28 protein-coding genes and 1 riboswitch are annotated in these 26,321 nt (G+C 34.6%); of the genes, 26 read left to right on the top strand and 2 right to left on the bottom strand.

What is annotated here, in order from left to right:
- Positions 1–13: 13 nt before the first annotated feature.
- The 22 genes from HALSA_RS06975 (at position 14) to HALSA_RS06870 (ending at position 19,844) form a co-directional block, all read left to right on the top strand.
- Entirely contained in the window at positions 14–826 is an 813-nt protein-coding gene (locus HALSA_RS06975) for a purine-nucleoside phosphorylase (protein ID WP_013405889.1), read from the top strand.
- A gap of 15 nt (positions 827–841) precedes the next feature.
- A complete protein-coding gene (locus HALSA_RS06970; RefSeq protein WP_013405888.1) occupies positions 842–2,146 on the top strand; it encodes a pyrimidine-nucleoside phosphorylase in 1,305 nt (434 codons plus the stop codon).
- A 21-nt stretch (positions 2,147–2,167) separates the two neighbouring features.
- Entirely contained in the window at positions 2,168–3,496 is a 1,329-nt protein-coding gene (locus HALSA_RS06965; RefSeq protein WP_013405887.1) for a nicotinate phosphoribosyltransferase, read from the top strand.
- A gap of 60 nt (positions 3,497–3,556) precedes the next feature.
- On the top strand, positions 3,557–5,203 hold the full coding sequence (locus tag HALSA_RS06960; RefSeq protein WP_013405886.1) for a tRNA nucleotidyltransferase/poly(A) polymerase family protein: 1,647 nt from the start codon (positions 3,557–3,559) through the stop codon (positions 5,201–5,203).
- Positions 5,204–5,229: 26 nt separating this feature from the next.
- Positions 5,230–5,871, top strand: coding sequence for a site-2 protease family protein (locus tag HALSA_RS06955; RefSeq protein ID WP_013405885.1), 642 nt, complete (start codon positions 5,230–5,232; stop codon positions 5,869–5,871).
- A 15-nt stretch (positions 5,872–5,886) separates the two neighbouring features.
- Complete coding sequence (locus HALSA_RS06950; protein ID WP_013405884.1) at positions 5,887–6,612, top strand: segregation and condensation protein A; 726 nt, start codon at positions 5,887–5,889, stop codon at positions 6,610–6,612.
- A gap of 5 nt (positions 6,613–6,617) precedes the next feature.
- Positions 6,618–7,274 carry an SMC-Scp complex subunit ScpB gene (gene scpB / locus HALSA_RS06945; RefSeq protein ID WP_013405883.1) on the top strand — a complete coding sequence of 219 codons (657 nt, stop codon included), beginning with the start codon at positions 6,618–6,620 and terminating at the stop codon, positions 7,272–7,274.
- 21 nt (positions 7,275–7,295) lie between these two features.
- Entirely contained in the window at positions 7,296–8,006 is a 711-nt protein-coding gene (locus HALSA_RS06940; protein ID WP_013405882.1) for a pseudouridine synthase, read from the top strand.
- Positions 8,007–8,171: 165 nt separating this feature from the next.
- The gene (locus HALSA_RS06935) at positions 8,172–8,432 is read left to right on the top strand and encodes a stage V sporulation protein S (protein WP_013405881.1); all 261 of its coding nucleotides are present in this window, start codon (positions 8,172–8,174) and stop codon (positions 8,430–8,432) included.
- Positions 8,433–8,502: 70 nt separating this feature from the next.
- A complete protein-coding gene (gene smc / locus HALSA_RS06930; RefSeq protein ID WP_013405880.1) occupies positions 8,503–12,123 on the top strand; it encodes a chromosome segregation protein SMC in 3,621 nt (1,206 codons plus the stop codon).
- Positions 12,123–13,046, top strand: a complete 924-nt coding sequence (ftsY, locus tag HALSA_RS06925; protein ID WP_013405879.1) for a signal recognition particle-docking protein FtsY — start codon at positions 12,123–12,125, stop codon at positions 13,044–13,046. The genes smc and ftsY overlap by 1 nt, the downstream gene beginning before the upstream one ends.
- A gap of 82 nt (positions 13,047–13,128) precedes the next feature.
- On the top strand, positions 13,129–13,473 hold the full coding sequence (ylxM, locus tag HALSA_RS06920) for a YlxM family DNA-binding protein (RefSeq protein WP_013405878.1): 345 nt from the start codon (positions 13,129–13,131) through the stop codon (positions 13,471–13,473).
- 13 nt (positions 13,474–13,486) lie between these two features.
- Positions 13,487–14,824 carry a signal recognition particle protein gene (ffh, locus tag HALSA_RS06915; RefSeq protein WP_013405877.1) on the top strand — a complete coding sequence of 446 codons (1,338 nt, stop codon included), beginning with the start codon at positions 13,487–13,489 and terminating at the stop codon, positions 14,822–14,824.
- 42 nt (positions 14,825–14,866) lie between these two features.
- Positions 14,867–15,130, top strand: a complete 264-nt coding sequence (gene rpsP, locus HALSA_RS06910) for a 30S ribosomal protein S16 (protein WP_013405876.1) — start codon at positions 14,867–14,869, stop codon at positions 15,128–15,130.
- 19 nt (positions 15,131–15,149) lie between these two features.
- Positions 15,150–15,377, top strand: coding sequence for a KH domain-containing protein (locus HALSA_RS06905; protein WP_013405875.1), 228 nt, complete (start codon positions 15,150–15,152; stop codon positions 15,375–15,377).
- Between the two features lie 15 nt (positions 15,378–15,392).
- Positions 15,393–15,914 carry a ribosome maturation factor RimM gene (rimM, locus tag HALSA_RS06900; RefSeq protein ID WP_013405874.1) on the top strand — a complete coding sequence of 174 codons (522 nt, stop codon included), beginning with the start codon at positions 15,393–15,395 and terminating at the stop codon, positions 15,912–15,914.
- A gap of 11 nt (positions 15,915–15,925) precedes the next feature.
- Positions 15,926–16,684, top strand: a complete 759-nt coding sequence (gene trmD, locus HALSA_RS06895; RefSeq protein WP_013405873.1) for a tRNA (guanosine(37)-N1)-methyltransferase TrmD — start codon at positions 15,926–15,928, stop codon at positions 16,682–16,684.
- Positions 16,671–17,255 (top strand): RNA methyltransferase, encoded by a 585-nt coding sequence (locus HALSA_RS06890; protein ID WP_013405872.1) that lies wholly within the window; start codon positions 16,671–16,673, stop codon positions 17,253–17,255. The genes trmD and HALSA_RS06890 overlap by 14 nt, the downstream gene beginning before the upstream one ends.
- A gap of 31 nt (positions 17,256–17,286) precedes the next feature.
- Positions 17,287–17,661 carry a 50S ribosomal protein L19 gene (rplS, locus tag HALSA_RS06885; protein ID WP_013405871.1) on the top strand — a complete coding sequence of 125 codons (375 nt, stop codon included), beginning with the start codon at positions 17,287–17,289 and terminating at the stop codon, positions 17,659–17,661.
- A 72-nt stretch (positions 17,662–17,733) separates the two neighbouring features.
- Positions 17,734–18,591 carry a ribosome biogenesis GTPase YlqF gene (gene ylqF, locus HALSA_RS06880; protein ID WP_013405870.1) on the top strand — a complete coding sequence of 286 codons (858 nt, stop codon included), beginning with the start codon at positions 17,734–17,736 and terminating at the stop codon, positions 18,589–18,591.
- A complete protein-coding gene (locus HALSA_RS06875) occupies positions 18,572–19,375 on the top strand; it encodes a ribonuclease HII (protein ID WP_160143060.1) in 804 nt (267 codons plus the stop codon). Before ylqF ends, HALSA_RS06875 begins: the two co-directional genes overlap by 20 nt.
- Positions 19,376–19,394: 19 nt before the next feature.
- On the top strand, positions 19,395–19,844 hold the full coding sequence (locus HALSA_RS06870) for a QueT transporter family protein (protein ID WP_013405868.1): 450 nt from the start codon (positions 19,395–19,397) through the stop codon (positions 19,842–19,844).
- On the opposite strand, the gene HALSA_RS06865 is transcribed toward HALSA_RS06870, so the two are convergent.
- On the bottom strand, positions 19,845–21,383 hold the full coding sequence (locus HALSA_RS06865; RefSeq protein ID WP_013405867.1) for a YifB family Mg chelatase-like AAA ATPase: 1,539 nt from the start codon (positions 21,381–21,383) through the stop codon (positions 19,845–19,847). It lies immediately after the preceding gene.
- Between the two features lie 18 nt (positions 21,384–21,401).
- Entirely contained in the window at positions 21,402–21,767 is a 366-nt protein-coding gene (locus tag HALSA_RS06860; RefSeq protein ID WP_013405866.1) for a YraN family protein, read from the bottom strand.
- A gap of 232 nt (positions 21,768–21,999) precedes the next feature.
- A riboswitch (cobalamin riboswitch) is annotated at positions 22,000–22,178 on the top strand.
- A gap of 143 nt (positions 22,179–22,321) precedes the next feature.
- Between HALSA_RS06860 and HALSA_RS06855 the strand changes: the two genes are divergently transcribed.
- The 4 genes from HALSA_RS06855 to HALSA_RS06840 are packed head-to-tail and all read left to right on the top strand — an operon-like array spanning position 22,322 to position 26,252.
- Positions 22,322–24,106 (top strand): TonB-dependent receptor plug domain-containing protein, encoded by a 1,785-nt coding sequence (locus tag HALSA_RS06855; RefSeq protein ID WP_013405865.1) that lies wholly within the window; start codon positions 22,322–22,324, stop codon positions 24,104–24,106.
- 25 nt (positions 24,107–24,131) lie between these two features.
- Positions 24,132–25,220, top strand: coding sequence for an energy transducer TonB (locus HALSA_RS06850; protein ID WP_013405864.1), 1,089 nt, complete (start codon positions 24,132–24,134; stop codon positions 25,218–25,220).
- Positions 25,221–25,234: 14 nt separating this feature from the next.
- Complete coding sequence (locus tag HALSA_RS06845) at positions 25,235–25,852, top strand: MotA/TolQ/ExbB proton channel family protein (protein WP_013405863.1); 618 nt, start codon at positions 25,235–25,237, stop codon at positions 25,850–25,852.
- A 1-nt stretch (position 25,853) separates the two neighbouring features.
- Positions 25,854–26,252 carry an ExbD/TolR family protein gene (locus HALSA_RS06840; protein WP_013405862.1) on the top strand — a complete coding sequence of 133 codons (399 nt, stop codon included), beginning with the start codon at positions 25,854–25,856 and terminating at the stop codon, positions 26,250–26,252.
- Positions 26,253–26,321 lie beyond the last annotated feature (69 nt).

Genomic DNA, 26,321 nt, shown 5'->3' with positions numbered 1-26,321 from the left:
TAGGAGGCAAAAAATGATCGAAGCTATTAAAAACAATGCTGCTCAAATTTTAGAAAAGATCGATTATCAGGTAGAAATTGGCTTGATCCTAGGTTCAGGGCTGGGAGTTTTGGCTGAAGAAATAGAAGCTCCAACCCTGATCGATTATAGTGACTTAGATAATTTCCCGACTTCTACCGTAAAAGGGCATACAGGAAGATTTGTAATCGGAGAATTATCGGGCAAAAAGGTAATCGCTATGCAGGGTAGGTTCCATTATTATGAAGGATATTCGATGGAAAAATTAACCCTACCGGTTAGGGTTATGAAAGAATTGGGAATCGAAAAACTGCTTTTAACAAATGCAGCTGGTGGAGTTAATGCAAATTACTCACCGGGTGAATTTATGCTTATCTCCGATCATCTCAATTTTATCGGTGATAACCCACTTCGGGGTAAAAATATGGCCGAATATGGACCCAGATTTCCTGATATGACGGAAGCATACAGTAAAGATTTAATTGTGGTGGCAGAAGAAGCTGCCAAAGATAATTCACTGTTGATCCGTAAGGGTGTTTATGCTGCAATGTCCGGTCCTACTTATGAAACTCCTGCTGAAATTAAGTTTTTGGCAGCGGTTGGAGCAGATGCGGTTGGGATGTCTACAGTACCTGAGGTAATAGTAGCTCGTCATATGGGAATTGAAGTTTTAGGAATCTCCTGTATAACTAACATGGCTGCTGGTATATTAGCACAACCACTAGATCACAGTGAAGTTGTAGAAACTGCAGAAAGAGTTAAAGCTGATTTTATTAAATTGATGAAGGATATTATAAAAAAGATCTAGCTGGAGGTTTTAATTATGAGAGCCTATGATATAATATATAAAAAAAGAGAAGGTCAGAAATTGAGCAGAGCAGAAATTGAGTTTTTAATCAAGGGTTATGTTGAGGGAGATATTCCTGATTATCAAATTTCTGCCTGGGCAATGGCGGTCTATTTTCAGTCTATGGATGCTGAAGAAACTGCTGATCTGACGATGATCATGGCTGAATCGGGAGATATGATTGATTTAAGTGAAATCAAGGGCAAAAAAGTTGATAAACACAGTACTGGTGGGGTAGGGGACACAACAACCCTTATTCTAGCACCTCTGGTAGCCAGTGCTGGAATTCCGGTAGCAAAAATGTCGGGCAGAGGCTTAGGGCATACTGGAGGTACGATAGATAAATTACATTCTATCGTAAATTTTAATACCTCTTTAAGCAGAGATAGATTTTTTGATAATGTTAATCAGCACGGAATTGCAGTTGTCGGTCAGAGCGGTAATTTAACTCCAGCAGATAAAAAATTATATGCTCTCAGAGATGTTACTGCAACAGTAGAGTCAATCCCTTTAATTGCCAGCAGTATTATGTCAAAAAAGATCGCCGGGGGGGCAGATGCGATTTTACTTGATGTAAAAACCGGTAGTGGAGCTTTTATGAAGGATTTAACCGAGGCCAAAAAACTGGCGAAAGCGATGGTAGCAATCGGTAAAGAGATCGGCAGAGATACAGCAGCCTATATTAGCGATATGAGTCAGCCCCTTGGTTATGCAGTTGGAAATGCTCTGGAGGTCAAAGAAGCGATTGAGGTTTTAAAGGGGAGAGGTCCTGAAGATTTAACTGAACTCTGCCTTGAGTTAGGAGCAGCAATGCTTGAACTTGCTGATCAAAGTGAAGATCATGCTGAAGCTAAAGAACTTTTAAGAAAAAAATTAAGTAGTGGTGAAGCCTTGGAGAAATTCAAGGAAATGATCTCTGCTCAGGAAGGTAATCCGGCAGTTATTGATGATTACTCTTTATTTGCTACTGCCGAAAAAGTTGTAGAGATAAAAGCTCAAGAAGATGGTTATATAGCAACATTAAATGCACTGGAAGTTGGCCTGGCAGCTATGCTTTTAGGTGCAGGCAGAGAAAATAAAGATTCTGAGATAGATCTGGCGGTTGGGGTTGAGCTCAAGAAAAAAGTTTCTGATCAGGTTAAAAAAGGTGATACTTTAGCCCTGCTGCATGTCAATGATCAAAAGAATCTGGCCCAGGCCAGAGCAAAAGTATTAGCTGCTTATAGTTATTCTAAAAACGAAGTAGAAAATAAAAAATTAATTTATGAAAAAATTACATAAAAGATATTTAGAGGTGAGTTTATGACTATTTTTAATGGTGAACGTCTAGAAACTGAATTATTTCAGCTTGATAGAGAAAGAATGGCAGCTGGTTGGTATTCTGATGTTTATTTTCGCAATATAGCAGGAATTTTAGAAAAACTTTCTCAGGAAGGCTATACATTTAAAGGCCAGAATATAGGAGATATTGAGGTGGAACTGCAGATTTTTCCCAGACGCCAGCCATTTTGTATTGCAGGAGGGATTGATGAAGCATTATCCATTTTAAAAACGGCAACAGGATATGAAGATGAAGCTGGTAATTTTGTTAATACTTCCTCTGAATTAGAAGTTAAAGCCTGTCATGATGGTGAAAAAATATTTTATAGTGGTAATCCCCATAATGTAGAGCCTGTTTTAAAAATAAGGGGAAGGTATAGAGATTTTTCGATTTTGGAAACTCCGATCCTCGGTTCTTTAACCGAAGCTTCCAGAATCGCAACAAATGTCTATAAGGTTATGGTAGCAGCAAGGGGTAAAGATGTATTGTTTTTCCCGGCCAGATTTACCCATTATAAATTACAGGCAATGCACGGTTATGCTTATTCACTTGGTGTCAACGCCTATAACAATGAATATGATACCAATACAGGCCGCTTTATTTCCACTGATGAACAGGGTGCCTGGTGGGGAGGTAAAGGTGGAGGAACGATCAGTCATTCCTATGTCGCATCTTTTCTAGGTGATACAGCTGAGTCTATGATCCAGTTCTGCCGCTTGATGCCGCTAGATGTAAATAGAATTGCTCTGGTTGACTTTGATAATAATTGTGTAGAAACTACCTTAAAAGTTTTAAAAACCATGTTTAATAAATATTTAAGTCTTTTAAAAGCAGGTGAAAAAGAAGAAGCTAAACGCTATAAATTATTTGGGGTTAGACCTGATAATTCCTCAAACTTGAGAGATGAAAGTGTTCAGCCTTTAGGCAAAAAAGAACTGGATAATGGGGTAAATGCACGTCTGATCTTTAATCTCCGCAAAGCGATTGATAATGCCTATAAGAATTGGGATCTCCAGCCCGGTGATATCAGTAGGGCTAAAAACTACTGTACTGATGTAAAGATCATCGCTACCGGTGGCTTTGCCCCTGAAAAGATAGATCGTTTTGAATCTTCTCAGGTACCAGTTGATATTTATGGGGTAGGCAGCTGGCTTTTATCAAACTGTGGAGCAGAGGACACCAAAAATGATTATACAGCAGATGTAGTAAGAGTAAAGATAGATGGAGAATGGAAAGAAATGGCCAAAGTTGGTCGCTCTCCAGCAAACAATCCAAATTTAGAAAAAATCGATTTGAGCAAGATCAAATAGTTTAAGTTAATATTGCAGACTGTCTCAAAAGAGGCAGTCTTTTTGAGGTGGGGACTCGTTATGAAAAACAGACAAAATTTATTAAATAAAGTCTTAAACTCTTCGGCAGAAGAATATTATCATCATCAGGGAATGGTTATTAAGATCAATAATCTAACCGAAGTTGATTTCAAAAAATTAAGTTTAAGAGCAGAAGAAGCTGAGCTTAAATATTATTCTGAAAATTATTATCTTGTTGACCAAAAAAATATCTATTTTAATAAAGAAAGTATTCAATTATTAGAAAAAAAGATAGAATTTTTGGAAAAAGTTATAGCAGGCAGCTATAAGGTTCCTCATCTCAGTCGAGATAATTATACAGAGCTTGGGGTTGATATAGTAAAAGGTCTGGACTTATTAAAAAAATATCAAAAAAATAACCATAATCAGGCTTCTTTTCTTCATTACAAAATAAACTTGTTGGATTATTTGCCCCAACAGAGGCGGGAGTTTATCTTAATGCTGGCTGAAGAAGCAGCAGCTCTAAACTACAATCTCTATTTAGTTGGTGGACAGGTAAGAGATCTTTTGATCGGTCTACCTTTAAACAAAGATCTTGATCTGCTCATCGAAGGTGATTTAGAAGAATTTTTTATCCATTTAAAAAAGACAAAAGGGTTAGAATATGATTATAATAATAAATTTTCTACCGGTTTTTTACACAATCAATATGGTTATTCAATCGATATTGCAAGCTGTAGAGAGGAAAAATATCATTTTCCCGGTTCTCTGCCCCTGGTAGAAAAGGCTGATCTTTTTTCAGACTTATATAGACGTGATTTTACAATAAATACTCTGGTGATGGATCTTCATCCTGAGCGGAGAGGAATTGTTTATGACTTTTTTGGTGCGATCTATGATTTAAAAAACAAAATGCTTAATGTGCTTCATAACTACAGTTTTAGAGATGATCCTCTCCGGATCCTGCGGGGAATTCGTTTTCAAATTTTAAAAGATTTTAAACTAAGTGCGGAAAGTGTTGAATTAAGCAAAAAATCACTTAAATTATATGATTATCAAAACCTGGCAGTTGAAAGAGTTTTTGCAGAGCTTAAATATCTCTTTAAAGCCCAAAAAGATATTTCTCAATTTTCAGCGCTATTATTAAATCAAATTCCTGTTTTAAAATTAATTGAAGCTGATTTTCAACTAGATATGAAAAAAGATGCTAACTTCTTAAAGGGAGAAAAATTACTTGCCATTAGCCGAGAAAATAATTTTACGGTAAACCACTTTCTTGTCAGACTGATAATTTTGTTTTATAATAGAGAAGAAAGCAAAATAAAGCAGTGGCCTATTTCAGAATATGAAGCTAAATTGTTCTCTCACAAGGAATGGGAAAATGTTGATGCTAAATTTTATCAATTAGATGATCCGGCTCTAAAGTATAGAGAGCTAGAATCTTATCAGCCGGAAGAATTAATAATGGCAGCCGTTATAAATTATGAACAACAATTTGTAGAAGCTATCTTTTCCCATCTGCAAAAAAGAACAGAAATTAAAGTACCCATCAATGGCCATGATCTTTTGAAAATGGGTTTAAAACAGGGACCCGAAATAAAAGAAATACTGCTGAAAGTAAGAGATCAGATTTTAAGAAATAAATTTAAAGATAGACAATCAGCCTTAAATTATGCTGAAGATTTAATCAAAAGTCAGTATGATTAATCGGGCTTTATAAGAGGTGATTTAAAATGAATACAATATTTGAATTGATGTTATTAATTCCGGTTTTATTATTCTCACTTTCATTACACGAATTTTCACATGGATATGTTTCTTATAAACTTGGAGATCCAACTCCTGGCAATCAGGGTAGATTAACCTTAAACCCCCTGGCCCATCTGGATTTTATGGGAAGTCTGGTCTTATTGATCACAAGAAGGTTTGGCTGGGCTAAACCTGTTCCGATTAATCCAAATTATTATAAAAATCCGCGTAAAGGGATGATGCTGGTAAGTGTTGCCGGTCCTGCAGCCAACTTCTTTTTGGCTTTTGTCTTTGCTATGCTAGGAAGAATGGCGGTATTTTTTGGTGCTAACACCCTTTTTCAGCTGCAGCAGGCAGGTTATAGCAATTTGGTTCAGACATTTTTTGTCTTTATTCAACTATCGGTAATTATTAATTTGAGTTTAGGGATCTTTAATTTGCTTCCTGTTCCTCCCCTGGATGGTTCAAAAATATTAAGGGGAGTTTTACCGGCTGAGTTTGATAGATATATTAGGAAACTAGAAGGACCATATGGGATGATCTTGATTATGATCTTAGCCTATACAGGTATTTTATGGGCATTTTTAAGACCAATTGTTAATACAATGTATAATATACTGCTTTAATGAGAGGTAAAAGTTATGGATTATAAGGTTGTAATTGATAGTTTTGAGGGTCCACTGGAACTCCTTTATCAATTAATCAAAAAAAATGAAATAGATATTAATGAGGTCTCTCTGGCCAGCATCACCGATCAATATTTGGAATATTTGACAGATATGCAAGAATTTGATATTGATCTGGCCAGTGAATTTTTGGTCATTGCTGCCGAATTGATCGAGATCAAGATCAAAGCAATTTTACCATCAAATAAGGAAGAAGATGAAGAAAGTGAACACGAACTAATCGCCAGGCTGAGAGAATACGAGTTATTTAAAAATATCGCTTCTCTGCTCAAAGAATGGGAAGAGGAGGCAGGTAATCGCTATCAGTGCCAGGTTGATATTGAGGCTATGATTCCAGAAAAGCTTCAGGTTGATATTTCTATTTCCGCTTCTGAATTAAAAGAACTAATTATTCAGGCTATAACAGCCGAAAAAGAATCAGAAACTGAAATACTTCGCAATCCTAAACTCGATTATTTAAAAGAGGAAAAGTTTAATATAAGCAATAAGATTAGAGATATGCTTAAAGATATCAGAAGGGTCAATGAAGAAATTTCATTCTACAATCTCTTAGAAGAAAAAAACAATCAGCTTGAGATAGTTGTAACCCTGTTAGCACTTTTAGAGCTGATGAAAAGAAGAAGGATCAGGGTTATTCAATCCAATAATTTTTCTGAGATAAAGATAAGTTTGGAAAGGTGAAATGAATGGCTAAAGAAAATAAAGAAATCAATTATGTAGCACTTGTAGAAGCCTTGATTTTTAGCTCTAAAAATAAAATAAAAAAAGAAACACTTCTAAAGATAACGGGCTTAAATGTAGGACAGCTGGAACAGATAATCGAATATTTAAAGATCCAGTATCAAAAAGAGAACTCAGGTGTTGCTTTAAAATCATATGATAATCACTATGTTTTTCAGACCAAAGAAATTTATTCAGATCATATAGAAGAATTATTTGATATTACAAGGGTAGCTTCTCTTTCTACAGCTGCGATGGAAACACTGGCAATTGTTGCTTATAGACAGCCGGTAACCAGAACAGAGATAGAAGAAATAAGGGGGGTCAGGGTTGCTCAAACTTTGAATACCCTGGCTAAATATGATTTAATTGAAGAATTAGGACGTAAGGAGACAGTTGGTAATCCCATTCTCTATGGGACAACAAATCAATTTTTAGAATATCTTGATATTAATAATTTAGATCAGCTTCCAGAAATAGAGCGGGTAGAAAAACTATTTGCTAAAGAAATTGAAGAAGCTGAAAAAGATGAAAAGGCTGAAAAAGAAGAAAGTGAAGCAAATGTAGAAATAGCAGAAAAAGAAGAAAAAGAAGAAGATGAAGAAAATAATATTGAAAAGTAATAATAATTTTGGGGTGAAAGAATGGAAAGACTGCAGAAGGTGATGGCACATGCAGGTGTTGCTTCCCGCAGAAAGTCAGAAGAAATAATCGCAGAAGGTAGAGTTAAGGTAAATGGAGAAATTGTAACAGAAATGGGTTTTAAAGTTGATCCTAAAAAAGATGAAATAGAAGTTGATGGGGAAGTTATTGCAAAAGAAAAAAAGGTTTATCTGCTTTTACACAAACCAGAAGGCTATATTACAACTGTTTCTGATCCTAAAGAGAGGCAGACCGTGATGGATTTAATTCCTGATCTAAAACAGCGGGTATATCCAGCCGGTCGTCTTGATTATGACAGTTCTGGACTTTTGATCTTAACGAATGATGGTGATCTCTGCTATAAGCTGACCCATCCCAAAAAAGAAGTAGATAAAAGATACTGGGTTAGGGCTAAGGGGACAATTTTTGCAGAAGATTTTAATAAATTTGAAGAAGGTATGGTTATTGATGGTCGCAAAACGGCTCCAGCTAAAATAGCCAACATTAATTATTTAGATAATTATACAGAATTTGAAATTACTATTCATGAAGGTAGAAATCGTCAGGTCAGAAGAATGTGCAGAATTGCAGGCTTTTCGGTGGTCAAATTAAAAAGAACTGCTTTTGCCTTTTTAAGTTTAGACGGTTTAGCTGAAGGTGAATACAGATATCTTAATGAAGAGGAGATCAAAAAACTAAAAAAGATAGGTTGATTTTTCTCAAAAAGCAGGAATAACTTAATCTATCAAGAAATAATTATTTAGATGTTAAAAATTTCATAAAGTTTAACCTCAGTAAAATGCTGGTTTCCCACCTATGAAAGACAAAGCAATTTGTTTTAAACTATGAGATTCATTTAAGGGGGAACTTATTTTTTTATGGATGATTTAAGAGTAGCATCAAATTCAGATCCAAAATCTGTAGCAGGAGCGCTTGCAGCAATTTTAAGAGAAAAAAGAAAAGTAGAAGTACAAGCAATTGGGGCTGGAGCAGTTAACCAGACGATCAAGGCTATAGCTATTTCTAGAGGTTATGTAGCTCCAAATGGGATTGACGTCATCATGATTCCTGCATTTACTGAAGTTGAAATTAATGGAGAAGAAAGAACTGCTATTAAGTTTTTAGTAGAACCAAGATAATTGAGTTTTATCTAAAACCTATCCTCACGGATAGGTTTTTAACTGCAAATTTTAGATAAATTAAAGGTAGGTGGTCAATATTTTCTTAACAAAAATCAGGCTTAAAGGTTTTAAGTCTTTTGCAAATAAAACTGATATAGAATTAGAAGAAAATATAACTGCTGTTGTAGGACCTAATGGGAGCGGGAAAAGCAATATAGTTGATGCTGTGCGCTGGGTGCTGGGAGAACAGAGTGCAAAAACCCTCCGTGGGAGCAGAATGTCAGACATCATATTTTCTGGTAGTGAAGAGCTAAACCCCAAAAGGTCAGCCAGTGTTACCCTCTTTTTTGATAACTCTGATGGTATTTTACCTGTAGAGGGAGACGAGCTTACCTTAGGTAGAGAAGTTGATATTGATGGTAAAAGTGATTATCTGATCAATGGAGCTTCCTGCCGCCTAAAAGATATAGAAGCTCTTTTAATGGATAGTGGTCTGGGAAGTGATGGCTATTCGATAGTTGGTCAGGGTAGAATTGATTCGATTATTCACAGCAAAGCTGATAAATTAAGAGAATTTTTTGAGGAAGCTGCCGGTATAATGAAACACAAGTCACGTAAAGAAGATGCAGAAAAACGCCTGGAAAACACCAATAATGATCTAAACCGGATCCATGACTTAGTTTCTGAGCTGGAAAAAAGAAGAGAGCCTTTAAAAAAAGCGGCAGCAAAGGCCAAAAAATTCAAAGAATATAAAGCTGAGCTAAAAGACTTAGAACTCAGTCTTTTAAATAAAAAATGGAAACTATTATCTGAAGAATTTAAAACGGTCGAAAAAGCGAGAACTAAAGCTAAAAAGACAATGGATGAAAAAGAAAGTAAATATAATACTGCCAACTATAAACTGCAAACAAAAAAAGATAATTTAAAAGAGAAGAAAAAAGAAAAAGAAGAAAACAACAGCAACTATTTTCAAAACCAAAATAAGGTTAATGAGATCAATAATAATCTAAATCTTTTAGCAGAACGCAAAAAAAATTATTTAGCAAAAAAAGAAGAATTAAAAGCAGAAAAAGAAAAGCTTGAGCAGGAGATCAGCAAAAAAGAAGAGCTTTTAAATAAAAGTAGAGAAAATTTTGCGGTGATTAATTCTGATCAAAAAGCATTAAAAGCAAAAATAGCTGAGTTAAATAATCAGTTGAGCAGTATAGAAAAAGAACTTCAAAAAACTGAAGCTGAGGTAAATACAAAAAAAGAAAAAATCGAAAACTTTAAAAAGCAAATCCAGTCAAATAATTCTCTTTTAGAGAGGTTAGGAGAACGGGTTGAGATTTCAGAACAGAGACTAGCTGAGATCTCAGAACAAAAATCAGCTTTAGAGAGAAAAATAGCTGCTAAAACAGAGCAAAAAGAACTTTTAACTTCAAAATTAGAAGAGTTAAAAACTGATTTAAAAAACAAAACTGAAGTGATAGCTGAACATAAAAAGGATATCAGTCGTGAAAAAGAAGAACTAGAACAGGGCAAAGAAAAATTGATCACCCTTAAAGAGGATTTTCAACACTGCAGTTCTCGTCTGCAGTTAATGGAAGAAATGCAGCAAAGTTATGAAGGATACTATAATGGGGTCAGATCTGTTCTAGAAAACAAAGAACTTTTTCCCGATTTAATTGATGTAGTAGCAGAGATAATCTCTGTTGAGTCAGAATATGAAAAAGCTCTAGAAACTGCTTTAGGAGCAAAATCGCAAAATATTATTGTCGAAAATGACAGTACAGCCAAAAAAGCTGTAAATTATTTAAAAAAGCAGAATAAAGGGCGGGCAACATTTTTACCATTAAATATGATTGATGGTTCACGTCTTGGAGATAACTATCTTAATCAACTCAAAAACTATCCCGGTTTTAAGGGCTTGGCCGTAGATTTAGTTGATTTCCCTGAGCGATTAGAAAATGTATTTAATTATCTTTTAGGCCAGATAGTTGTGAGTGACAATCTGGAAAATGCCGTAAAAATGGCAAAAGGAATAAAGCGCAGTTTTAGAGTAGTAACCCAAAAAGGAGATGTTGTTTATCCCGGAGGAGCTATTTCTGGTGGCAGCAGTAGCAATAACAGCCGTAATTTAATTGGCCGCAGCCGTAAAATTGAAGAACTTACAGAGAAAAAAGCTGAGCTTAAGTCCAGAGGTGAAAAACTGGTTGCCGAGCTTAAAACTTTGCAAAAAGAAATAAAAGAAAAAGAAACACAAAATAAAGAACAGATCGAGGAACTACAGGCTTTAAAAATGGCTGAAAATAATAAGCAAAATCAGATTCAGCGCTTTAAAGAAGAATTAAGTGAACTAAAAGAAACTAAAAATTCACTTGAAGCAAATTATAATCAGCTAGAAGAGAAAATATCTGAAAACAAAAAAACTATCGAATCTAAAGAGCTTCAATCACAAAAATTAAAAGCTAATATTGCTGCTGAAAAAGAAAAGATTGAAGAACTTAAAGAAAAGATAACTCTTAAATCAGCAGAGCTTGAAGAACTTAGGCCAGAACTAAAAGAGCTGGAACTTGATGGAGCCAGGATTTCAGAAAAAAGAGAGAATGCCAGAGAAAAATTAGAAGAAAAAGAAAGCAAATTAAGTGAACTCGAAAATGAACTTAAAGAGCTTGTAGTAAAATTAGATGACTTAGATTCTGATTTAAATAGAATCAAGCAGAGACAGCTTAAATTAAATCAGAAAAAAGATGATTTAGAAGCTGAGGCTCTCAAATTAAAAAAGACAAAAGATGAACTTAAAGTTCTTGTCAGTGAGTTAGAGGATGAGGTAGAAGAAAAAGAAAGTGAAATCAAAGAGATACAGGCTTCTTTAAATGAATTAAAAGATGATTTTCATAAACTTGATTTAAATTACAATAAGCTTAAAAGTCAGCTTGAAAGTATTGAAAAAATACTTGAGGAAGACTATGATCTGACAGCAAAAGAAATTGATGAGTCTCAATTGATGGAAATCAAAGCTGAAGAAGAAGCTGAAGTTGAAGCAAAAATCAAGGGACTGAAAGCAAAGATCAAACAACTACATCCTGTAAATGAGGCAGCAGTAGAAGAATTTAAAGAATTAAAAGATAGGCTTGATTATTTACATGAGCAGCAAAATGATCTTAAACATGCCCGCAGATCAATAGAACTTGTCATAGATGATATAGAGGAATCTATGGAAAAGATGTTTAGCCGGACTTTTTATAAGGCAAAAGAAGAGTTTGCAAAAGTTTTTAAAGCCCTTTTCCAGGGAGGTAAAGCTGAACTAAAACTTACCGATCCAGATGATATGCTAGCAACTGGGGTAGAAATCCAGGCTCAACCACCTGGTAAAAGTCTAAAAAGGCTTTCTCTGCTTTCCGGTGGAGAAAGAGCCTTAACAGCTATTGCCTTAATCTTTGCCTTCATTCAGGTTAAACCAAGTCCTTTTTATGTCTTAGATGAAATTGATGCCCCACTTGATGATGTAAATATAGTTCGTTTTGCAAGTTTTATAAAAAGGTATGCTAAAGTGGCCCAGTTTATCATTATTACCCACCGCCGTTATATGATGACCGAGGTAGAATCACTTTATGGAGTTACCATGGAAAAATCAGGAGTGTCTCGTTTAATTTCACTTAAATTAAATCAGGCTGAAGGGTTCGATGAACAGCTTGAAGAAGAATTTATTGAGGAGGCTTTATAGTGAGTTTTTTAGAAAGATTAAAAGATGGATTAAAGAAAACTAAAGAAGGCTTTGTAAATAAGGTCAGCAATATATTTACAGGTAGAACAAATATAGATGATGAATTATTTGAAGAACTGGAAGAGGTTTTGATTCAGGCAGATGTAGGTGTAAAAACCACCTTTGCTTTAATTGAAAAATTAAAAGAAGATATTAAAGAAGAGGATATTAAAGAACCAGAAGAATTGATGAAATATTTTCAGGCCGAATTAAAAGCTATGCTGCAAAATGAAGAAGGAACATTTAACTTCGATAAAGATTTGAATATCATTATGGTTGTTGGGGTAAATGGTGCAGGTAAAACTACCACCATTGCTAAAGTAGCTGGCCGCTATAAAGATCAGGGCAAAAAAGTTATGCTGGCTGCTGGTGATACTTTTAGAGCTGGAGCAATTGAGCAGCTGCAGATCTGGGGAGATAGACTGGGAGTTAATGTAATAGCTCAAAAAGAGGGTTCTGATGCGGCAGCAGTTGCCTATGATGCGGTTCAGTCTGCTAAAGCTAGAGATGTTGATCTTCTAATAGTCGATACTGCAGGTAGGCTCCATACTCAGAAAAACCTGATGGAAGAATTAAAAAAGGTTAAAAGGGTTATTGACAGAGAGGCCGAATCAGCAAATGCTCAGGTTGAAGTACTATTGGTTCTTGATGCTACAACAGGTCAGAATGCAATTTCTCAGGCAAAATTATTCAATGAGGCAGTAGATGTAGATGGGATTGCTCTAACCAAGCTTGATGGTACAGCCAAGGGTGGAATAGTTATCGCGGTTAAAAACGAGCTGCAGATCCCGATTAAATTAATAGGAGTTGGAGAGGCTGCAGAAGACCTGCAGAACTTTGATCCTGAAGAATTTATTGAGGCCCTATTTAGCAATGGAGAATAATTTTTAAAATGGCTTGACAAATGCCCTAAAATATCGTATACTATCACCTGTGTTAAGTAAATTAACTTTACAGGTGGTTTTTATGCTTAAAAAAACAATAAAGATGACATTGCTCTTTGACTTTTACGGTTCACTTTTGACCGAAAAACAGCAGCAGATAAATAAAAGTTATTTTTATAATGATCTTTCTCTGGCCGAAATCGCCGATAATATAGGCATCAGCAGACAGGGAGTTTATGATCATTTAAAAAGAAGTGAAAAGAGCTTAAAAGAATATGAGGCTAAATTAGGTCTTGTTAAAAAATATAGAGAACTTAGAAAAAACATTAAAGAATTAGAGTCTTTATTATTGAAAAGAGATCTGCTTGCTTCTGATGGAAATGATGAAGTGAGTAAAAAACTAGAGTCTATTAAATCTATCCTCTAGGGGAGGTTATTTTATGATTTTTTCCAATTTAGCAGAAAAGCTTCAGGATACCTTTGATAAACTACGTGGTAAGGGTAAACTGAGTGAATCTGATGTAAAAAGTGCTCTAAAAGAGGTTAAAATGGCCCTTTTAGAAGCTGATGTAAACTATAAGGTTGTTAAAAGATTTGTCAATAAAATTGAAGAAAGAGCTGTTGGTAAAGAGGTAATGGATAGTTTAACCCCTGCCCAGCAGGTAATTAAGATTGTTAATGAAGAAATGCAGAATTTAATGGGAGGCAGCCAGGAAGAGATAAATATTTCTCCTGATCCTCCAACAATCATCATGATGGTTGGTCTACAGGGTTCTGGTAAAACAACCAGTGCCGGTAAACTGGCCAGGATGCTTTCAAACAAGGGTAAAAACCCGCTTCTGGTTGCTGCTGATGTTTATCGTCCGGCTGCAATTAGACAGCTGCAGGTGCTTGGTGAAAGACTTGATTTGCCTGTTTTCTCCATGGGAGAAGATAGTGATCCAGTTGATATAGCAAAGGGCAGTATTAACTTTGCTTCTACTCACAACTGTGACACCATTATTCTTGATACTGCAGGTAGACTGCATATTGATCAGGAAATGATGGAAGAACTAGAAGGGATCAAAGGAGCTGTTGATCCAGATGAGATACTGCTTGTAGTTGATGCAATGACCGGACAGGATGCAGTAAATGTTGCTCAAAACTTTGATAAAAGACTTGATATCGACGGGATACTGCTGACTAAAATGGATGGTGATGCCCGTGGTGGTGCTGCATTATCTATTAAAGAAATTACCGGTAAACCGATAAAATTCGCAGGTACAGGAGAAAAACTGGCTGATTTAGAGCCTTTTCATCCTGACAGAATGGCTTCAAGAATTCTGGGGATGGGTGATGTTTTAGGTTTAATCGAAAAAGCAGAAAAAAGTATAGATAAAGAAAAAGCAAAAGCTCTTGAAGAAAAGATCCGTAAAAACGAATTTACCCTGGAAGATTTTATGGAGCAGATGAGCCAGGTTAGAAATATGGGACCTATGGATGAACTGCTCGGTATGATTCCAGGTATGGGTGGAGCAAAACAGCTTAAAAATCTTCAGGTTGATGATAAACAGCTTGATCATATAGAAGCTATCATTTCTTCTATGACCCCTGAAGAGAGAAGAAAACCAGATATTATTAATGGTAGCCGTAGAAAGAGGATCGCCCAGGGAAGTGGAACAAAAATTCAGGATGTTAACCGGCTTTTAAAACAATTTAGACAGACTAAAAAGATGATGAAAAAGCTTAATAGCGGTAATCTGAAAAAAGGTGGAATGAACCTGCCCTTTTTCGGCTAAAATAGATTTTTAAAATTATTTTTTGAGAGGAGGTGTTTATAGATGGCAGTTAAAATTCGTTTAAAAAGAATGGGAAGTAAGCGTAATGCATCATACAGACTGATCGTTTCTGATTCCAGAAGAGCTCCTCAGGGATATTTTGTGGAAGAACTTGGTTACTATGACCCAACTACTGAGCCAGAAACCTATCAGGTTGATGAAGAAAAAGCACTTAAGTGGCTTAACAATGGTGCAAAACCTTCAGATACAGTAAAAACTTTACTGAAGAAAGCAGGAGTTATGGCAAAATATCATGGCAATAAGTAATCAAAAGGAGGTTTTCTCCATGAAAGAACTGGTAGAATATATTGCAAAATCAATAGTTGATAATCCTTCTGAAGTTAAGATTAAAGAAGTGCAAAAAGATCAATCCATAATACTGGAGCTTTCGGTTGCTGATGAAGATATGGGTAAGGTAATCGGTAAAAGAGGCCGGATTGCCAAAGCCATTCGCACAGTTGTCAATGCAGCTGCTACAAAAGAAGGTAAACAGGTTGTTGTCGACATAAAATAACTATTTTTCAGGCTGGTGATTAAACTGCAGGATAAATATATTGAAATAGGTAAAATAACTCGTTATCAGGGGAATAAAGGTGAAGTTAGGGTTATGCCTTCAACCGATATTCCACAAAGATTTTTTGAATTAGATAGTGTTTTTCTAAAAAATGCTGATGAGTTTTATGAACTTGAAATAGAATATATCCGCTTTCATAAACAATTTGTGATCATCAAATTTTTTGGAATCGATTCTATTGACCAGGCTGAAGAATTGAAAAATTCTCGAGTCTTAATAGTTGAGTCTGAAAAATATCTACTTCCAGAAGATAGTTATTATGTAGATGATCTAGTAGGCTGTAAGGTCTATTTAAGTGATGATACTTATCTTGGTAAAGTCATTGAAGTTGTCGATACCAGTGGTACAGATATAATTATTGTAAAAGGTGAAGCAAAAGAATATATGCTTCCTGCCAGTCGTGAGATGATTATTGAAATCGATCTTGAGGCAGAAAAAATTATCTATAACCCAATTCAGGGTCTATTGGATCTTTAGGAGCTGAAACTATGTTTTTTGATATTTTAACTCTTTTTCCAGAAATGTTTGAGGGACCATTTAGTGAGAGCATTATAAATAGAGCCAGAGAAAAGGATTTAATCGAGGTAAAAACTATCAATATCCGAGATTATGCTGAAGATAAGCATAACAGAACTGATGACACACCTTATGGTGGTGGAGCAGGGATGGTTATGAAGGCTGGCCCTATATACAGAGCCTGGGAGCAGGTTAAAAGCCAGAGATCAGTTGAAAGCAAAACTATTTTAATGAGTCCTCAGGGAGAACAGTTAACCCAAAACATAGTCAACGATTTAGCTAAAGAGCCAGGCTTGATAATTATCTGTGGTCGATATGAAGGTGTAGATGAGAGGGTTAGAAAAACTATTGTGGACAGAGAAATTTCCATCGGTGATTATGTACTTACTGGTGGAGAAATTCCAGCAATGGTTTTAGTTGATGCTGCAGCCAGACTATTAACTGGTGTATTGGGGGATGAAGAATCAAGTAAAAAAGACTCATTTTATAATGGGCTTTTAGAACATCCTCATTATACAAGACCAAGGGAATTTAAAGGTCTTAAGGTACCAGATGTTTTATTAAGTGGTAATCATCAATTGATCGAACGCTGGCGTAAAAAAGAATCTCTGCGCAGAACTTTGATGAGAAGAGAAGATCTGCTTAAAGATAAAGAATTAACCGAAGAGGATAAAAAACTACTTAAAGAAATTAAAGCTGAATTAAAGGGTGAAGTGGATGAAAGCAATTGAGGCAGATGTTTACCTGGGATTGGTACACAACCCAATCTATAATAAACTGGGTGAGATTATCACAACAACGGTTACTAATTATGATCTACATGATATCTCTAGAGCTGCAAAAACATATGAGATCGAGAAATATTATATAATTAATAACTTGAAATCACAACAGGAACTGGTAGAAAGGGTTCATGATTATTGGACCGGTGGTCGAGGAGCAGATTACTGCTATAACCGTCATCAGGCTTTTTCTGTTTTAAAAATTGCTTCTGAATTAGCTGAAGTAAAAGAGAAAATAAAGGCAGAAACAGGCAAAAAACCGATAGTTGTGGCAACTGATGCTAAAGAATATGCTAATTCTGTTGGTTATAAAAAGATGCGTGAGTATTTAAATGACTTTGAAAGGCCATTTTTGATCATCTTTGGCACAGGATATGGTTTAACAGAAGAAACACTGGCTGAGTGTGATTATATACTTGATCCAGTCTGGGGCCGAGGAGATTTTAACCATCTTTCTGTTAGAAGTGCTGCTTCGATTATTTTAGATCGTCTTTTATCTTTACCCTGGTGGGAAGAATAAATTTTAGTATTTTTTGAGAGGAGGTTGACTGATGAATATTATCAATGAAATTGAAAAAGAACAAATGCGTGATGATATACCTGAATTCGCAGTAGGTGATACATTAAACCTAAAAGTTAGAATATCAGAAGGTGGTAAAGAAAGACTACAGCCTTATAAAGGTGTTGTAATTAAGAGAAACGGTGGAGGTTTAAATGAAACTTTTACTGTTCGTAAAATTGCTCATGGAGTTGGAGTAGAAAGAACTTTTCCAGTCCATTCCAGTAAATTAGATGCTATTGAGGTAGTAAGACGTGGTGATGTAAGAAGATCACGCCTCTATTACTTACGTGACAGAAGAGGTAAAGCTTCTAGAATTAAAGAAAAACGTGAAGCTAGAGTTATACCAGAAGTAGATGCAGAGTAATTTTTAAGACAAAGGGTGGGGAGATAATCCTACACCCTTTTTTAATCTCAATTTAAAGAGGGAGTTAATATCATGATTCAATGGTATCCAGGCCATATGGCAAAAGCAAAAAGAATATTAAAAGATGACTTAAAATTGGTAGATTTAATTATCGAGGTCCTTGATGCAAGAGCACCTTACAGCACTCAAAATCCAGATCTGCAGTCTTTAGTAAAAGATCAAAAAAGAGTTGCTGTTTTAAATAAAAAGGATTTAGCTGATCCAGAATTAAATCAAAAGTGGTTAAATTATTTTAAGGGAGAGGCAGTTTTACTAAACTCTATAACCGGAGAAGGAGTTGGAGAATTAAAGAATCTCTTAAACGGTCTTCACTATGAAATCACAAATAAGCTATCTAAAAAGGGAAGAAAGGCAAGAAGGATCAGAGCTATGATCATTGGAATACCCAATGTAGGTAAATCAGCCCTGATTAACCTTTTAGCTGGTTCTAAAGCTGCTAATATAGCTGATAAACCGGGTGTTACTAGAGGTAGACAGTGGGTTAATGTCAGTAAAAAGGTCAGACTGCTTGATACTCCGGGTATTTTATGGCCCAGTTTTTCTGATGAAGATACTGCCTATAAGCTGGCTTTAACAGGTGCTGTTAGTAATGATGTTTTTGATTTTGAACTTGCAGCATATAAACTAATTAAATTTATTAAAAATATCAAAGCAGAAAAATTAGAAGAATTCTATCAGCTGGATTATTTAGCAGATCATTCCTATGATATTCTGGCAGATATTGCCCGCAAAAGAGGTTGTCTAATGACCGGTGGCAAAGTCGACCGTAATCGGGCAGCTGGAATTGTAATTAATGATTATAGAGATGGTAAATTAGGTAGAATAACTTTAGAAAAACCTGCAGAGGTGGATGAAGATGAAATATCCTGATTTTGATGAGCTGACAATTAAAGAGATAAAAGATTATACTAAAGATTTAGAAACTGATGATAGTCTGATAGAATTAGCAAACATTTTGTCAGAAGACGAGCGAAAAGGTGTAAAGAGAATTGCCAAAAAATTAAAAAATAAGCTGGCCAAAAAAGAAGCAGTAATTGCTAAATGGGTCAATATGAACTCACTTCAGGAAAAATTAGAATCTAATGGTTATCAGGCTGTGATAGGGATTGATGAAGCAGGGAGAGGTCCACTTGCTGGCCCTGTGGTTGCAGCTGCAGTTCTACTTGATTCAACAAAACCAATTTATGGTTTAGATGACTCTAAAAAGCTGAGTCGAGAAAAAAGAGAAAAACTGCTTGAAGAAATTAAAAAGAAAGCTAAAGTTGGAATAGGTCAGGCTTCCAGTAAGGAAATAGATAAATATAATATTAGAGAAGCAACCTTTGCAGCTATGAAAAGAGCTGTAAAAAACCTATTACCTCAATTAGAAGAAAAACCAGATTTATTATTGGTTGATGGCAATACAGTTATTCCCGATCTAAAGATCGATCAAAAAGCTGTTATCGATGGTGATGCAAAAATTAATTCTATTGCTGCAGCTTCAATAGCTGCAAAAGTAAGCAGGGATCAGATAATTTTTGAATATGCAGAAGAATATCCTGAATATAATTTTAAATCAAATAAGGGCTATGGAACAGCAGAACATATAGCCGCTTTAGAAGAGCATGGGTCATCACCGATTCACCGCAAATCATTTGGTCGAGTCCCTAAATAAAAGGAGGAAATATAGAATAGTGAATACAAAAAGAATGGCCAGAGGAGCTGCTATTACGGCTCTTTATGTAGTAATTACATATTTTTTAGCACCGATTAGTTTTGGACCACTACAGTTTAGAGCTGCAGAAGCTTTAACCCTTTTACCGATAATTTTTCCCGAAGCAGTTCCAGCCTTATTTTTAGGTGTACTGCTGGCTAATGTCATTGGTGGATTAGGTATGGTAGATATCATTGGAGGTAGTTTAGTCACCCTTTTAGCAGCTTATGTAACTTATAAATATCGAGACAGTATAATTGCCTATTTAAGTCCAATAGTCTTTAATGCATTTTTAATTAGTATTTATCTGCACTTATTATTTTCATTACCGTATTGGTTAACCGTACTGCAGATTGGAGTTAGCCAGACATTGGTAATTGTACTTTTAGGTTATCCGATGGTAAAATATTTAAAAAAATACTATGATTGATTAATACAACATTTTAGAGTTTTCTGCCAGCCAGCGAAAATCAATTGCTTCGATCAGATCTTCTTTTTTGATGTTATGATGGCTTTTTAGATCGGCAATTGTTCTGCTGACCCGCATTAAACGAATATAGCCCCGCATGGACAAATTAATTTTTTTAACGGCATCTTTTAATATTTTTTGAGCAGATCTTTTTAAACTACAGTATTTTTCAATATCTTTTAATTCTAATTCTGAATTATTTTTTAGTCTACTATTTTTATATCTTTGAGCCTGCATAATGCGGGCATTTTTTATTTTCTCCTGATAATTAATCAATTTAGTCTGACTGCTTTTTAAAAGTATTTCTTCACTTTCTAAGGGAGGTACTTCTATCTGCAAATCAATTCTATCTAAAAGAGGTCCTGATAATTTTTGTTGATATTTAATTATATCTCTTTCTGAACAGCTACAGCTTTTGTTTTTCACTCCTGCATAACCACAGGGGCAGGGGTTCATAGCTGCAATCAACTGAAAATTTGCCGGGAAAATATAGCTGCCATTGTTTCTGGCTATTTTGATCTTTTTTCTTTCTAAAGGTTCACGTAAATTGGCTAAAACTGCAGCTTTAAATTCAGGTAGTTCATCCAAGAAAAGAACTCCATTGTGTGCCAGTGAAATCTCACCTGGTACAGGTATTCTACCACCACCGATCAAAGCGGCTGAGGTAATTGAATGATGTGGAGCAACAAATGGTCTGTATCTTTTTTTAAAATTTAATTTTTCTAAATTATCGCTGACACTGTAAATCGAAGCAGTTTCTAAAAGTTCTTGACTGGAAAGAGGTCTTAAAAGTTTCACAATCGAAGCTGCCAGAATGGTTTTACCACAACCTGGTGGACCTACAAAAAGTAGATTATGCCCTCCTGCAGCTGCAGTAATTAGAGCTCTTTTTGCATTGTGCTGGCCCCTGATAAAATTAAGCTCAAAATAATTATCCTTTCTATTAACTCTATTTTTTTCTTCAATATCCCGCGTAAAAAAATTATTATTTTTAACTTTGATCAAATCAGTTAATTGACTTAAATTATAAAGAAAATAGCTGTCTATATTCTCTATTAATTCAGTTTCTTTTTGATTTTCAGCAGCTAAAACTGCCTCTTTAATATTATTTTTTTCTGCTTCGATCAACATCGCCAGCACACCTTTAACCTTATTTAAATCTCCATTTAGATTTAATTCTCCAGCAAAGATTTTCTTTTCCCTATTTTTTATCTTTATCTGACCAGAACATTCTAAAAGTACAGCAGCAATAGCAAGATCAAAGTGGGATCCATATTTTTGAATATTACCTGGAGCAAGATTAACCGTTATCTTTTTGATCGGCCATTCAAAACCTGAATTTATAATAGCTGAACGGACCCTTTTAGCTGATTCTTTAACAGTCTTTCCTGCTAAACCGACAATATGGAAACCCGGCAGACCACGAGAGATATCAATTTCTACTCTCACTATTTCTGCCTTAACACCACTTATAACAGCAGAATGGACAAAAGAATACATTTTTATACCTCCAGATAATCAATCAATGATATTTTTAAAATGTTTGAGCTCATCAGCAGTTTTATCTATTTTATTAATTTTAATGGCAATTAAATCAAAGCGAATGTTATCAATTTCTTTGTCATTCTCTAAAAAATAGTATGAAGCAGTATTTTTTAAATGTTCAATTTGAGTATAATAAAGATTTTCCGCCAAATAGAGGTAATCTTCTGAGGTTCTGCTTTTGACTTCTATGAAAATAGTGTAATCATCTTTTTGAGCAATAATATCAATTTCGCCAAAATTATTCCTGTAATTTCTCTCTATAATCAAATAACCTTTGTTTTTTAAATGCTTTGCTGCAATATCTTCACCAAGTTCTCCGATCTGATTATGTAAAGCCATTAAAACACCTCCTAATAGATATATTATATAATTATGTAAATATATAGTAATACCTTCTTTTTATTGCAAAATAATTAAAATATAAGCAAAAAATATTCAAAATTGCTGTAAAATAAAATTGATAAATTGAAAATAACAAAAAATTCACACAAAAAAACAAATATACAATAGATTTTTTTAGAGGATTTTAGCCTTAAATAAAGAAGATAATAAATAGAGTTTAATACAATCAAATAATGTTCTCTTTTTAGGTGCTTCATTCAGAAGATAATAGGGAATCAGGTGAAATTCCTGAACGGGTCCGCCACTGTTAACTAGTATGGTGATTTAATACCACTCAGAAATGGGTTTGGGGAAGGTAAATCACTAAAGCTATAAAGTCAGGAGACCTGCCTAAAGGGAAAACAGCCATCTTCGAGACAGGATTGGTTGTGGGCTATGTATTTTTCGCACGAAGACACCCTCAATGTACCTGGGTGTCTTTTGCTTTGGAAATAGCTTTTTTTTGTCTTAGGTGGCTGTAAGCATAACAAAAAAACAAGGAGGAATAGTAAATGTTAAAAAGGGCAGTTTTAGTTTTGCTTGCAGCATTATTAATTTTTGTTATACCAGTTGGTGCGCAAGAAGATGTCATTGATCTAGATGAAGTAGTAGTCACAGCAAGTAGATATGAAGAGGCAATTATGGATACTCCAGTAAGTATTGAAGTTATCAGCCAGGAGGATATAGCACAGAGCAATTCTCAAAATGTAGCTGATCTATTAAATACATATACAGGAGTTTCTATAACTGATTTTGGTGGTCCAGCAGGAGCTAAACAGGTAAATATTAGAGGAGCCAGTGCAAGTCAAGTTTTAATTTTATTAGATGGTCAGCCGATCAATGAACCCCAAAATGGTGGTTTTGATTTAGGTTTAATACCTACCAATAATATTGAAAGAATAGAGGTTATCAAAGGGCCTGCTTCAGTAATTTATGGTGCAAATGCCATGGGTGGAGTAGTTAATATTATTACTAAAGATATAGAAGTTGAACCACAAACTAGAGTTTCTTTGAACTATGGTTCTTATAATAATTTTACTTATGAACTTTCACATTCACAGAGATTTGATGATTTGGGAGTATATTTATCATATTTAAATAGAGATTCTGATGGTCTTGAAGATGGAGAAAAATTAGAACAGGAAACTGTATTCGCCAGATTAAATTATCAGCTCAGTAATCATTCTGATTTAACTTTTACATTTGAGGATAATACTTCTGATAAAATAATTGGTGGCAGTGTTCAAGATGATCATTTTCAAAATCTTAATTTGAAATGGAATACTCAAAAAGAAAATAGAGATACATCTGTTAGTGTTTTTAGAAATTATCAGGAAAGATTATATCCTAGTGACGGTTCCAAACATGAAAGATACCAAACTGGTTTAAATATAAATAATACTAATTATTTTGATAATCACATTTTAAATTATGGCTTTGAGATAAAGGAAGATGATGTTGAGAGTACAGATATCATTGGAGGTCAACAAAAAAATACCAATAAAGCTTTATATATTCAAGATGACTGGGGAATTAATGATCAGCTTAACTTAAAAATTGGGGCTCGCTATGATGATCATGAAGAATATGGTTCTGAATTAAGCCCGCAGATTGGAGCAAATTATAAGTTGAGTGATAATTACAGTCTGGTTGCTTCTGCAGCTCAGGCTTTTAGAGCTCCTACTTTTGATGATTTATATGGTACTTATCCTCCTAATCCTGATTGGTTTTTTCCTGGCTTTGAGGGTAATCCTGATTTAAAGGCAGAAACTAGTGATAATTATGAGATAGGTTTAAGATTTAACTTTCAAAATACTTCAGGTCAATTAAGTTTGTTTCAAAGAAAAGTTGATAATTTAATCACTAGTTTTGAAGATAATGGAATTAATACCAGAATAAATATAGAAGGTACTTCTGAATTTAAGGGAATAGAATTAGGACTTGATAGAAAATTAGCAGAAAATATTAACACAAAATTAAACTATACTTATTTAGATGCTAGAGATCAAAATGATAATCGTTTAGCTAATCAACCATATCATAATGCAAAACTTAGCCTAAATTATAATGATCAAGTTAATAGAATTTCCTTAGATGGTAGATTGGTTGCTGGTCGATTAGATATGCCAAGCTATTTTGTCTTAGATTCTAGATTTAGCAGACCATTAGAAATAAGAGAAAGAGATTTTAATATGACATTCTCAATAAATAACTTATTGGATAGGGATTATCAAGTAGTCAGTCCTTTAGATATGCCTGGTCGTAACTTTATGTTAAGTTTAGGAACTTCATTCTAAATAAATTTGAAAGGGTGATGATAAGATGAAAAAAGAAGATAAGTTTGTTTTTGTATTAAGTTTCATATTATCATTATCCATGCTCTTTCTGCTAGAAGCCTGCCCATTCAGGCTTCTAGCCAATGATATTCAGGTAGTTGAGAGGGAAGAGGTAGAAATAGAATTATTATTATCTGATGCAGCAGAGCTATTTGAAGAAGAAGGTGGTTCTGAGGCAGCAGAGGATAGTGATTCTGCTTTAGAGGAAGAGATTGCTCAGGAAGATAGTACTTCTGAGGCAGAAGTAAGTGAAGAAGTTGAACCTGAGCCAGATAGAGAAACAGAGACTCAATATGAAGAAACTGAAGAAGAATTAGCTGAAGAGCCTGAAGAAGTGGAAGAAAGACCTGAAATCGAAGAAGAACCCGAAGAAGAAATTGAGGAAGTTGAAGAAAAGCCAGAAGTTGAGGAAGTAGTTGAAATCGAAGAAGAAATAGAAGAAGAGCCTGAAGAGCTTGAAGAGGTAGAAGTTGTAGAAGAAGCAGAGGTTGAGGTAGAAGAAGAATTAAATGAAAGTGAAGAAGAACAGCTTCCAGAATGGGTTTTAAATCAAAATGAAGTAGAAGAGCCAGAAGAAAGTGAAGATGATTCATTTGATTTAGACAGCTATCTGGCTGAATTAAGAAATAATAATGATGATGCTGATGATGAGGAAAATGAGGTTGTAGACGAAATTGTTAACAGAGAAAGTGAAGAAGTTGAAAGTTCTCAGCCTGCAGAAGAACAAATTGAGAATGGTGGCTCTGATGATACAGACAGTGGAGAAGATGAAATATATGATCTACGTGAAAATGGTCATTCTGGAATAGATAGACCATCAATAAGAAATCATAGAGCACCTGAATATCCCCCTCAAATGAGAAGAAGAAATATTGAAGGCAGGGTTATCTTAAGTCTTAAAATAGACCAGGATGGTAAGACAAGTGAGTTTGAAATACATGACAGTTCTGGTTATGATGCTTTTGATCAGGCTGCTTTGAGTGCAGTTAAAGAATGGGAATTTGAAGCTGCAAAATTGGATGATCAATTTGTAAGTGTAAGAATCACACTACCAATTCGATTCGAACTCGATTAAATGGAGGAATCATAATGATTGGAGAGTTTATAAATAAAGCAGGTATTATAGCATATCCCTTATTACTATCTGCATTTTTAGTTATTTTTATGGTATTTGAGAGATCTATAATATATTTTCTTAAATACAGAAGCATTAAAAAAACCAAATATTTAAGAGATATTAAAGAATTCTATAATGATCAGGCTGATGAAGATAATTTAATTGTCAAAAACAAAGGTATTACCGCTCAAATATATAATGCAGTTCTTTCTAAAAAACCGGTCAACAAAGAGCAGTTTCAGCTTTTTATGGATGCAGAAGAAGTAGATAAATTACCAGAATTAGAAAGAGGTCTTGGTTTATTAAACTTTTTAGCTCAGGCATCACCTACTTTAGGTTTATTAGGTACTGTAAGTGGAATGATTAACACCTTTCAGGTACTTGGTATTGGTGGAAGTCCTGAACAGATGGCAGTTGGTATTTCAGAAGCATTATTTACAACTGCGGCAGGTCTGGTTATTTCTTTACCAGCTTTAGCATTTTATCACTATTTTTATTCTAAAATTGATAAACTTGTTAATCAAATGGATAATTTGCGCTTAGAAACCAAAAACCTGCTTTATAATGGTTATAAAAAGGAGATTGATTAAAGTGAAATATAAGCCTAAAAATCGAGATGGGTCTTTGGGTTTAGCTCCTATGATAGATATAGTTTTCTTGCTTTTGATTTTCTTTTTAGTTTCTTCTACCTTACAGGGGGAAGAGGCGATCTACAATATAACTGTTCCTGACAGCAGTATAGGTCAGACAGCTGATGGTGAACAGATAAATATATTTTTAAGTGAAGACAATAAAATATATTATCAGGAAGTTGAATATAATCCTGGTCAATTAGAATTACTGTTTAGAGATATAGGAGAACGAGAAGATAAATCGGTTAAGATCTATGCAGATCGTAAAACTGATTTTGAAAATTTGGTTGCCCTGATTGAAGAGTTAAAGCAAAATAACTTTGAGCAGATATCATTTAGCTTAAGGGAAAGAAGGTGAGTTTGCAGCTCATCTTTTTTTATTTATTTTGCTAATAAAAAAGGGATTTAATCTTATTATTAGAATTAT

It is taken from the genome of Halanaerobium hydrogeniformans (assembly GCF_000166415.1).
GTDB classification, from domain to species: Bacteria; Bacillota; Halanaerobiia; order Halanaerobiales; family Halanaerobiaceae; genus Halanaerobium; species Halanaerobium hydrogeniformans.
This window is presented reverse-complemented; position numbering and strand designations above follow the sequence as displayed.